This is a genomic window from Rhodococcus sp. LB1 (assembly GCF_001583455.1).
GTDB lineage: Bacteria > Actinomycetota > Actinomycetes > Mycobacteriales > Mycobacteriaceae > Rhodococcus_F > Rhodococcus_F opacus.
Genome location: NZ_LTCZ01000076.1, coordinates 96,550 through 107,564, shown reverse-complemented (window position 1 = coordinate 107,564; position 11,015 = coordinate 96,550). Strand labels below are relative to the sequence as shown.

Sequence of the window (11,015 nt, the reverse complement as noted above, 5' to 3'; positions counted from 1 at the left end):
CCGGTTGCCGCGAACAGCAACGCATTTCGGCAGTCGTCCATCGCTTCGAGCGGCATGCCCTTGGGTGGCCGTTCGCAGAACTTCATGATCAGCGCTGCGTGCTCCGCCGAAATGTTGGTGTCGAAGTACTCGTCCGCGATTTCAGGTTGGAGACGCAAACCTCGGCCCAACAGCACGATTCGCCCCGCCGCCCCCACCTCGAGCAGCGTCTTGGAGGCCAGCCACATCTTGGCGTTCGGAAACCCCAGCACGTCGACCTTGCATCGGTGGTCGACGGCACCGACGAGCTTGACCCGCAGGGCTTCGAGTCGCTGAATCTCCTCCGAGATACGAACGACCGATTCGAGCAACTCCGCCTCGGCCAGACGCCACGCATCACCGACCGCGGTCGCCAGAATCTCGTCCGACAACGCCCCCTGAATATCTCCCCCGAGCCTCATCCTTGAATCTTAGTTCGAACATATGTTCGAGTCAATGGTTTCACGACAAAATGACATACGAAGCACCCGGACGGGTGGCACGCTTGACGGTGTGACGACCCAGGACCCGGCGACCGAACCCCACCGCAGCCGCTGGCGCCGTCTGCGCGCTGCGTGGCGGCGGAAGCTCGATCCGAGTGAGCAGTCGGCGGTGGTGTCGTGGGGTGCGTTCACGCTGACGTTCGCGGGGGTGCGGGCGTTGACTCACTGGATCAGGCGCGGGCACGGACCGGCCGGCGGTGGGTTGAGTCTCCACGGCCGTCATTTCCACCATTACAACCTCGGCATCGCGGCGCTGGCTGGGGTCGGGGCGGTGGCGGTACGTGGCTCCGAGAAGCAACGCCGCCATCCGACGGTGCCCATCTCGTACGGCGTCGGTACCGCGCTCATCGTCGACGAGTTGGCGTTGCTGTTGGACTTGCAAGACGTCTACTGGGCGAAGGAGGGGCGGACCAGCGTCGACGCCGCGGTGATCATCATCGGGCTCGGCGGACTGATGACCGCGGGATTCGAGTTCTGGCCCGCGGCCCAACGCGCGCTCACGGAGCCGACGTAGGCGGAAGCGCACCGGGCAACCGGGCCGTCCCCCACGGCTCGATGTCGTAGACGGGGATGCAGTCCAGGCCTCGGGCGCGCACGCGCTGCACGACCGCCGCATCCGCCGACGCGCAGGTCCCGTCGGCGACGGCCTCGGTGACGATCGCGCACAGCACATCACCCTGGAGTTCGCGTACGGGTTTCAGCCCCTGCTCCACCGTCCAGTGCCGCACGGCGGCCCAGTGCGTCACTTCGGTGACGGTGGACGGGTTACCAATGAACAGCACGCTGCGCATGACATTCCGCCCGCCCGCGACAGCCGACGGCTGCACCTGAATCTCCGCCTCGGTGCACCACTCGTACGCCACCTCTGCCAGCGTGGTGCTCGCTATCGTCGACATCTACCTCGTCCTGTTCCTGCGTCCGACTCGCATGAAGATCATCCTGTCGCGTATCGGGCGTCGCGACTGTCCTCCGATCGGACCCGGAATCGGGTGGTTCGGCTGTCCCCCGATCGGGCCACAGTGCCTGGGGTGCGGGGTGGAACGAGACGTCGTATCATCACAACCCTGATCGGCCGTCTCGACGGAACCGATTGAGCGACAGTGACATACCGGACAATCCGGGCATCCCATTCGGTGGATGCCGCGGTCGTCCGATCGCCCACCACAACGAAGACGCGACAACCGAACACTTTGCTTTCCGATTACTTACTTTTCAAAACTATGAAAACCCGAGAGGTGAAATCCCTTGGTCTCCCATACGAAGGAACCTTCCGCCCCGATCGGTGACGACACCCGGACACTCGACGAACTCGGCCCGCACTACAAGTGGATTGCGTTGTCGAACACCACCCTCGGCATGCTGGTGGCGACGATCAACTCGTCGATCGTGCTGATCGCGCTCCCCGACATCTTCAAGGGCATCCACCTCAACCCACTCGAACCCGGCAACACGAGCTACCTGCTCTGGATGATGATGGGCTTCCTCGTCGTCACCGCAGTCCTGGTCGTGAGTTTCGGACGGCTCGGCGACATGTTCGGTCGCGCCCGGATGTACAACATGGGCTTCGCGGTGTTCACGATCGCCTCGATCTTCCTGGCAGTGACGTGGTTCGACGGGACCGAGGCGGCACTGTGGCTCATCGGGTGGCGCGTCGTCCAGGGCGTGGGTGGAGCGTTCCTGATGGCGAACTCGTCGGCGATCCTCACCGACGCCTTCCCCGCTGATCAGCGTGGGCTGGCGCTCGGGATCAACGGTGTCGCCGCGATCGCCGGATCCTTCCTCGGCCTGCTCATCGGCGGCATCCTCGCGCCGATCCACTGGAATCTGATCTTCCTCGTCTCGGTTCCGTTCGGCGTGGTCGGAACGATCTGGGCCTACCTCAAACTCCGCGACACCGGCGTCCGCCGGCATGCCGACATCGACTGGTGGGGCAACATCACGTTCGCCGTCGGACTGATCGCCGTGCTGGTCGGCATCACGTACGGCATCCAGCCGTACGGCTCGTCATCGATGGGCTGGGGCAGCCCGCTGGTGCTCTGGTGCCTCGTCGGCGGTCTCGCAGTCCTCGCGATCTTCTGCGTCATCGAGACCAAGGTCGCGAATCCCCTCTTCAACCTGCATCTGTTCCAGATCAAGTCGTTCACCTGGGGCAACATCGCCAATCTGGTCGCGTCACTGGGCCGCGGCGGACTGCAGTTCATCCTGATCATCTGGCTCCAGGGCATCTGGCTGCCGCAGCACGGCTACGACTACAGTCGCACCCCACTGTGGGCGGGCATCTACATGCTGCCGATGACCATCGGATTCCTGCTGTCGGCACCGGTATCCGGGGTCATCTCCGACCGGTTCGGCACCAAGTGGTTCACCAGCACTGGCATGTTCATCACCGCGGGCACGTTCGGTCTGCTGATCGCCCTGCCGGTCGACTTCGACTATTGGGCATTTGCCGTGACGCTGTTGATCAACGGCGTCGGAATGGGGATGTTCTCCGCGCCGAACCGGGCGGAGGTGATGAACAGCCTTCCCGCCGACGCGCGCGGCGTCGGCGCGGGCATGATGACGACGTTCCAGAACGCGGCGATGGTGCTGTCGATCGGATTCTTCTTCAGTCTGATGATCGCCGGACTCAGCTCCCACCTTCCGGCCGCGATGAGCGACGGACTGATGGCGAACGGGGTTCCCGCGGCGCAGGCCACCCAGATCGCGAATCTCCCCGCCGTGGCTGTGCTGTTCGCGGCGTTCCTCGGCGTCAACCCGATCCAGGAACTGCTCGGACCGCAACTGTCCTCGCTCACCGAGCAGCAACAGGCGCACCTGACCGGCCTGGACTTCTTCCCCCAGCTGATCTCGGGTCCGTTCGCCGACGGCCTCGCCATGGCGTTCGCTTTCGCGATCGTCGCGTGCGTGATCGGCGGAATCGCCTCGCTGCTCACCGGCCCGCAGAAGAAGGCGACGGCGGACGAGCCGCACGAGTCGGTCGGCGCGGAACTCGCCGGAATCGCCGGCGAGGCCGGAATCGGCCCGAGCGAACTCGTCCACGACCATCCGTCAACGGCGGAGGCAACCTCCCCCGGACACTGAAACCGTTACGCTGAAAACCATGCCGACGGACCGCGGACTCAAGTTCATGAACGCCGCCCACCGCGCCCTGCTGCGCGTTACCGGCGGGCGGGTGGGGCGGAGTTTCGGCAAGATGCCGGCGGTGGAGCTGACCACCGTCGGCCGCAAGACCGGGAAGGTGCACAGCGTCATGCTGACCGTGCCGGTGCGGGAAGGTGACACCCTCGTCGTGGTGGCGTCACGTGGTGGCGACGACCGCAACCCCGCGTGGTTCCTGAACCTGCAGGCCAACCCGGTGGTCCAACTGTCGCTCCAGGGAAACCCCGCGCAGTCCATGCGTGCCCACATGGCAACCCCCGAGGAGCGGGCCCGTCTGTGGCCCAAGGTGACCGCCGCCTACAAGGGATACGCAGGGTACCAGAAGAAAACGGACCGCGAGATCCCTCTGGTTCTGCTCGACCCCACGACCTGACGCCGGTCACCGCCGGCAGAACACGGTTCGGTTGCAGTCCGGCGCAGTGAGCCGGTTCCACCCTTAACCTCGACCTCACCCTTATAGATTTGCGGATTCCGGGCGGGCGAGGTTGGGAGTGACGTGGACACTGACGATGCTGCGCTGCACAAGTCCGGCACCCGACACCGTCCGCGGCGCGGGTGGATCGTAACGACGCTGATGCTTCTCGTCTTCATGGGTGCGCCGGCCCCGTCGGCGACGGCCGAAGCGATCGTGCAACCGGTGGCCGCCGACCCGAGCGTCGTCCGCGCGTCCGACGGCATGTTCTACATGTACACGACCGCCGACGACTGGGGCGACGGCCAGGGCATGCACAACATGTCGATCTTCAAGTCCGCCGACCTCATGGACTGGATGTATCTCGGCGACGTCTTCCCCGACCGGCCCGCGTGGCATCCGGACGGCAAGCTCGCGTGGGCGCCCAACGTGCTCGAGTCCGACGGTCAGTTCAGCCTGTACTACTCGCTCTACGACGAGTCGAACCCGTGCATCGGTCTCGCCACCGCCGACCGGCCCACCGGACCGTGGACCGATCTGGGCCGGCCCGTGTTCTGCGCCCACGACGTCGGCGTCGGCGGCACCATCGACCCGTTCGTGTGGGACGACGGCACGACGAAGACGATGTTCGTCGGCAACTTCCAGGGCGTCCACGCCATCCCGCTCAGCCCGGACGGGACCGCGGCGGCCGGCGAACCCGTCCGGGTCGCGGACGAGCGCTTCGAGGGCCCCTACGTCGAATTCCACGACGGCTACTACTACCTGTTCCTCTCCGCCGGTAACTGCTGCAACGGCGCCGACACGGCCTACCGGGTCCTCGTCGGCCGGTCGGAGTCGCTGACGGGGCCGTACCTCGACCGGAAGGGTCAGGACCTGAACGACGGCGGCGGGGCGCTCATCCTCGCCGGCAGCGAACCGTGGGCCGGACCGGGACACAACACGGTGGTCTCCGACGACGCGGGCTCGGATTGGATCGTGTACCACGCCATTCCGCGCGACAACCGGGACCTGCCCAGCGGAGCCCGCCGGCGCGAAGGGATGATCGACCGGATCGTGTGGGCGAACGGCTGGCCCGAGGTCGGTGACGGTTCCCCCGCGTCGACCGGGCCGGCGAACCCCGACACGGACCTGCCGGTGCGGGTCACGCTGCGCGCGGATTCCGACACCACGCTGCCCGCGGGCGGCGGCACCGTCGACACGACCATGCTCGTCGAGGCGCCCGACGACCGTCCCTATGCAGGGCAGGTGTGGGTCAGCGCAGTCTCCCCGGACGGCCGGACCAGCGATCCGTTCTTCGGGCCGGTCGACGTCGACCTGCAACCCGGCGAGGTGCTCGAGGAGGCCATCGCCTACACGGTCCCGGGAGATGCGGTCGCCGGCACTTACTACGCCTACGCGTTCGCGGGCACCTACCCCGACGAGACCGTCGAGTTCGGCACCGTTCACGCCGTGAAGTCCGGCGACGCGGCCAGGATCAGCCCGGTCCGCTCGGTGTCGCTACACCTCGGCACGGTCGCGCGCTGACGAGGCCAGCCGGCAGGAGACAACCGATTCGGTTTCCGATTCTTACTTCTACAACTGAATCCGCAACATTTCTCGCCTATTGCTATTGAAATAGTGGCAGGCGTAGGTCAGGATGGGAGCCACGGTGACGTGCCTCACACGTCACCTTTCGGTCATTCCACCAACAAAGGTGCTCCATGCTGCAGACAGTGTTCGAGAAGAATCAACCGAACGCGAAGGTCGTCGACCATGCGCTCCGGCGCACCCGGTTGGCACCGTTCTGGATCGAGGACGTCGCCGACACACCCACCTACCCGACCACCTCGGCCGACGCCGCGTACGACCTGGTGGTCGTGGGCGGCGGATACACCGGACTCTGGAGTGCTCTGCTCGCGAAACAGCGCCACCCCGAACTGTCCGTCGCGCTCGTGGAGGGCGAGACCATCGGTTGGGCCGCCTCCGGTCGCAACGGCGGGTTCGTCGAAGCCAGCCTGACCCACGGCAGCGAGAACGGACGACGACGCTGGCCGGGGGAGATCGACGCCCTCGAAGCGCTCGGGCTCGAGAACCTCGACGCCATCGAGAAGACCGTCCACACTCTGGGGTTGGACTGCGATTTCGAACGGAACGGCGCGATCTCGGTCGCGATCGCCGATTACCAGGCGAAGGACGTGTTCGACACGCCGCCGAGCGCTACCACCACGGTGCTCGACGGGCCCGCGATGCGGGCGCAGGTGAACTCGCCCACGTATCTGGCCGGTGTGTGGGACAAGCAGTCCACCGCGCTGGTACATCCGGCCAAGCTCGCCACCGAACTCGGCCGCGCCTGCGCGGAGCACGGTGTCGAGATGTTCGAGCACACCAAGGTTCTCGATCTCGTCCGCTCCCGATCGTCGTCCCGGGTCGGCGTTCGGACGGCGTCCGCGACCCTGTCGGCCGGACGAGTGATCCTGGCAACCAATGCCTTTCCGTCCCTGCTGAAGAGGTATCGGCTGCACACGGTTCCGGTGTACGACTACGTGCTCATGACCGAACCGCTGTCCGACGCACAGCTCACGGAGGTGGGATGGTTTGCGCGGCAGGGCGTCGCCGACATGTCCAACCAATTCCACTACTACCGGCTCACCCGCGACAACCGAATCCTCTGGGGCGGATACGACGCGATCTACCATTTCGGGCGGGGAATGCACCACGACCTCGAAGACCGCCCCGAGTCCCACGCGAGGCTCGCGAGCCACTTCTTCACGACGTTTCCTCAGCTAGAGGGCCTCGAGTTCACCCACAAGTGGGGCGGCGTCATCGATACGTCGACACGCTTCTGCTCGTTCTTCGGTTCCGCGGCGAAGGGGCGGATCGCGTACGCGGCCGGCTTCACCGGTCTCGGTGTCGGCGCCTCCCGCTTCGCGGCGAACGTCATGCTCGACAAGGTGTCCGGCGAGACGACGGCGTTGACGGAGTTGGACTTGGTGAAGTCCATGCCCCTCCCCTTCCCGCCCGAACCGTTGGCGGCGGCCGGTATCAATGCCACCCGATGGTCCCTCGATCGCGCCGATCACACGGAGGGCCGACGGAACCTCTTCCTCAAGGCTCTCGACGCGGTGGGATTGGGATTCGACTCGTGAGCGACCCCGCGACCGGGGTCGTCGCCTGGGAATCCGGACCGCATACCGATGCTCGAACCACCGATCTCGACTACCACTGCCTGCCCGACGAGCAGGTGATCGGCGACAGCGTGCCGAAGGTCGGCGAACGAGTGCTCGGCGACTTCGCCGGTGTCACCGTCGGCGTGTGGGAGATCGAGCCCAGCACCTCGTGCGACGTCGAGATCGACGAGGTGTTCGTCGTGCTCAGCGGCGACGCGACAGTGCAGTTCGACGACGGTACCCCGGATCTCGAGCTCGGTCCCGGAAGTGTCGTCCACGTACGGTCCGGCCAGAAGACCCGCTGGATCGTGCGCGACACGCTGCGAAAGATCTTCATCGCCGCACCGGCAACATAGCCGCGAAAACCACTGCACCCCTGTACTACACCTGCACGGGCACGTCTGCCCGCACCCGCACACCTCGAGGGAGACTTGATGAGCATTGCCGAACCTCCACCCTTGAAGACCCAGCCCTCGAAGACCCAGAACCCGCTCGGCACCGCGAAGGGCCTCAACAGCGGCGCACTGGGATTGATCGGCAACACGGTGATCGGGCTGTCCTCGGTCGCGCCCGCCTACAGCCTCGCCGCGACGCTGGGATACGTCGTTCTGGCAGTCGGCGACAAGGCACCGTCGATGTTCCTCGTTGCGTTCATCCCGATGTTGCTCACGGCGTTCGCCTACCGCGAGCTCAATCGCGACACCCCGGACTGCGGGACCTCGTTCACCTGGGGCACCAAGGCGTTCGGTCCGTGGATCGGCTGGATGGCGGGGTGGGGACTCGCCGTGTCCGCGATCATCGTCCTCGCCAACACCGCGGAGATTGCGGCGATCTACCTGTTCGAGGTTCTCGGGTTGCACGCGGCAGCCGAGTCGCTCGCCGCGAAGGTGCTGCTGGGGTGCTTCTTCATCGCGGCCATGACGTACGTCAGCTTTCGCGGCATCCTCATCAGCGAACGGCTGCAGAATGTCCTGATCGCGGTGCAGTTCACCGTCCTCATCGGTGTCAGCGTCATCGCACTGTCGAAGGTGTTCGGCGGCACCGCCGGCCCGCAGGCGATCACCCCGAAACTCGACTGGATCATTCCCACCGGCGTCTCGATGTCCAGTGCCGCACAGGCCATCATCCTGTGCATCTTCATCTACTGGGGGTGGGATGCCTGCCTGGCAGTCGGTGAGGAAACAAAGGATTCCGAGCGGACTCCCGGCCGCGCCGCGGTCTTGACCACGGTCATTCTCGTCGCCACGTACGTCCTGGTCGGATACGCGGTCCAGTCGTTCGCCGGGTTCGGGGACACCGGCATCGGCCTGAACAATCCCGAAAACGTCGACGACGTGCTGACCACTCTGGGCGGGCCGGTCGCCGGACCGGTGGCAGCGTCGTTACTGCTGCTGACGGTCTCGATCTCCGCGCTCTCCTCGACCCAGACCACCATCCTGCCGACGGCCCGCGGAACATTGTCGATGGCGGTCTACGAGGCACTGCCGCGAAAATTTTCCACCGTGCACCCCCGATACATGACCCCCGGCTTCGGAACCCTGGTCATGGGAGCGTCGGCGCTCCTGTTCTACCTGGTCCTGTCGTTCGCGAGCGCCAACGCCCTGCAGGATTCGGTGGCGTCGCTCGGACTCGCGGTCGCCTTCTACTACGGCATCACCGCCTACGCGTGTGTCTGGTACTTCCGTCGGACACTCCTCGACTCGGCACGTAATCTGTTCATGCGGGGCATCTTTCCGCTGCTCGGCGCCCTCTGCATGACGTGGGCCTTCGTCCAGAGCGCCGTCGACATGCTGCGTCCCGACTACGGATTCACCGCGTTCGGCCCGTTCGGGGGCGTGTTCGTTCTCGGCGTCGGAATGCTGGTGGTCGGAATCCCCCTGATGTTGCTGTGTTTCGCGACCGGTTCCCGGAACTTCTTCCGCGGACGCACCCTCACCGCCGACACCGAAGTGAAGGTGCCCGAATCGTGAGTACCCACGTCACCAGGAAGAGGCGATAGTTCCGAAATGTCCGAGCCGATTGTCTTCGACACCACGAGCAAGGGAGGATTCGACCATGTCTGAGCAGCCTGCCTCTCTCGATCCCGTGTCCAAGCAGATCATCGAGCAACTTCAGGAGGATGGACGGCGGTCCTACTCGGCCATCGGCAAGGTCGTCGGACTGTCGGAAGCGGCTGTACGCCAACGCGTGCAGAAGCTGATCGACACCGGCGTCACGCAGATCGTCGCGGTCACCGACCCCGTTCAAGTGGGATTCTCACGTCAGGCCATGGTCGGAATCCGCTGCACCGGGGACGTCACCGACATCGCCGCCCGGCTCGCCGACGTCGACGCCATCGACTACGTCGTGTTGACGGCAGGCGCCTACGACATTCTGGCCGAGATCGTGTGCGAGAACGACGACCACCTCCTGACCGTGCTCAACAAAGAAATTCGCACTATTCCCGGTGTGCTCGGCACCGAGACGATGGTGTACCTGAAACTTGTCAAACAGCAATATGATTGGGGAACCCGATGACCACGGTTACCAACACTTCGCCCACGACGCCGCAACTCGAGGCGGCCGCCCGCCGCCACCTGTGGGGGCATTTCTCCCGGCACGGGGAGAACATCACCCCGCCGATCATCACCCGCGGTGAGGGCGCCCGGATCTGGGACGCGGCCGGCAAAAGCTACCTCGACGGGCTGTCCGGGTTGTTCGTCGTCCAGGCCGGGCACGGCCGCCTAGAGCTCGCCGAGGCCGCCGCCAAGCAGGCCGAACAGCTCGCGTTCTTCCCGCTCTGGTCCTACGCCACCCCACCGGCGATCGAACTCGCCGAACGCCTCGCCGGCTACGCCCCCGGCGACCTGAACCGGGTCTTCTTCACCACCGGCGGTGGCGAGGCCGTCGAAAGCGCCTGGAAACTGGCCAAGCAGTACTTCAAGAAGGTCGGCAAACCCGGCAAGCACAAGGTGATCTCCCGCTCCATCGCCTACCACGGCACCCCGCAGGGCGCCCTCGCCATCACCGGCATCCCCGCCCTGAAGGCCCCGTTCGAACCGCTCACCCCCGGCGCGTTCCGGGTCCCCAACACCAACATCTACCGGGCCCCCGAACCCCTCGGCTCGGACCCGAAGGCGTTCGGGATCTGGGCCGCCGACCGGATCGCCGAGGCCATCGAATTCGAGGGCCCGGACACCGTCGCCGCCGTCTTCCTCGAACCGGTGCAGAACGCCGGCGGCTGCTTCCCGCCCCCGCCCGGCTACTTCGAGCGGGTCAGGCAGATCTGCGACGAGTACGACGTGCTGCTGGTCTCCGACGAGGTGATCTGCGCGTTCGGCCGGATCGGGTCGATGTTCGCGTGCGACGACTTCGGGTACGTGCCCGACATCATCACCTGCGCCAAGGGGATGACCTCCGGGTACTCGCCGATCGGGGCGATGATCGCCTCGGACCGGTTGTTCGAACCGTTCTCCGACGGGACGTCGATGTTCGCGCACGGCTACACCTTCGGCGGGCACCCCGTCTCGGCGGCGGTGGCGCTGGCGAACCTGGACATCTTCGAACGCGAGGGCCTCAACGCCCACGTCGCCGAGCAGGCGCCGGCGTTCCGGGCCACCCTCGACAAGCTCACCGACCTGCCGATGGTCGGCGACGTGCGCGGGGAGGGCTTCTTCTACGGCATCGAACTGGTCAAGGACAAGACAACCAAGGAGTCGTTCACCGACGACGAAGCCGAACGGATCCTGCACGGGTTCCTCTCCACCGCCCTGTTCGACGCCGGCCTGTACTGCCGGG

10 protein-coding genes and 1 pseudogene are annotated in these 11,015 nt (G+C 65.8%); 9 read left to right on the top strand and 2 right to left on the bottom strand.

The window, feature by feature from the left end; all coding sequences use genetic code 11:
- Positions 1-440 (bottom strand): DUF222 domain-containing protein (locus tag AZG88_RS13980; RefSeq protein ID WP_156517480.1); only part of this gene is annotated, 440 nt, incomplete at its 3' end.
- A gap of 91 nt (positions 441-531) precedes the next feature.
- On the opposite strand from AZG88_RS13980, the gene AZG88_RS13975 reads away from it, so the two are divergent.
- Positions 532-1,035: a hypothetical protein gene (locus tag AZG88_RS13975; protein ID WP_025432053.1), complete on the top strand. Its 504-nt coding sequence runs from the start codon at positions 532-534 to the stop codon at positions 1,033-1,035.
- On the opposite strand, the gene AZG88_RS13970 is transcribed toward AZG88_RS13975, so the two are convergent.
- Positions 1,019-1,417, bottom strand: a complete 399-nt coding sequence (locus tag AZG88_RS13970) for a hypothetical protein (RefSeq protein ID WP_061698027.1) — start codon at positions 1,415-1,417, stop codon at positions 1,019-1,021. The genes AZG88_RS13975 and AZG88_RS13970 overlap by 17 nt on opposite strands.
- A gap of 349 nt (positions 1,418-1,766) precedes the next feature.
- Between AZG88_RS13970 and AZG88_RS13965 the strand changes: the two genes are divergently transcribed.
- The 8 genes and pseudogenes from AZG88_RS13965 to AZG88_RS13930 all read left to right on the top strand — a co-directional run.
- On the top strand, positions 1,767-3,602 hold the full coding sequence (locus tag AZG88_RS13965) for an MFS transporter (protein WP_061698026.1): 1,836 nt from the start codon (positions 1,767-1,769) through the stop codon (positions 3,600-3,602).
- Between the two features lie 19 nt (positions 3,603-3,621).
- Entirely contained in the window at positions 3,622-4,053 is a 432-nt protein-coding gene (locus tag AZG88_RS13960; protein ID WP_061698025.1) for a nitroreductase/quinone reductase family protein, read from the top strand.
- A gap of 123 nt (positions 4,054-4,176) precedes the next feature.
- Positions 4,177-5,616, top strand: a complete 1,440-nt coding sequence (locus AZG88_RS13955; protein ID WP_061698024.1) for a family 43 glycosylhydrolase — start codon at positions 4,177-4,179, stop codon at positions 5,614-5,616.
- Between the two features lie 176 nt (positions 5,617-5,792).
- Positions 5,793-7,217, top strand: a complete 1,425-nt coding sequence (locus AZG88_RS13950; protein WP_061698023.1) for an NAD(P)/FAD-dependent oxidoreductase — start codon at positions 5,793-5,795, stop codon at positions 7,215-7,217.
- Positions 7,214-7,594, top strand: a complete 381-nt coding sequence (locus AZG88_RS13945) for a cupin domain-containing protein (RefSeq protein WP_061698022.1) — start codon at positions 7,214-7,216, stop codon at positions 7,592-7,594. The genes AZG88_RS13950 and AZG88_RS13945 overlap by 4 nt, the downstream gene beginning before the upstream one ends.
- 78 nt (positions 7,595-7,672) lie before the next feature.
- A complete protein-coding gene (locus AZG88_RS13940) occupies positions 7,673-9,208 on the top strand; it encodes an APC family permease (protein WP_082764732.1) in 1,536 nt (511 codons plus the stop codon).
- 85 nt (positions 9,209-9,293) lie between these two features.
- The gene (locus AZG88_RS13935; protein ID WP_025432051.1) at positions 9,294-9,755 is read left to right on the top strand and encodes an Lrp/AsnC family transcriptional regulator; all 462 of its coding nucleotides are present in this window, start codon (positions 9,294-9,296) and stop codon (positions 9,753-9,755) included.
- Positions 9,752-11,015, top strand: a pseudogene (locus tag AZG88_RS13930) (aspartate aminotransferase family protein); the annotation flags it as partial. The gene AZG88_RS13935 and the pseudogene AZG88_RS13930, both read left to right, overlap by 4 nt.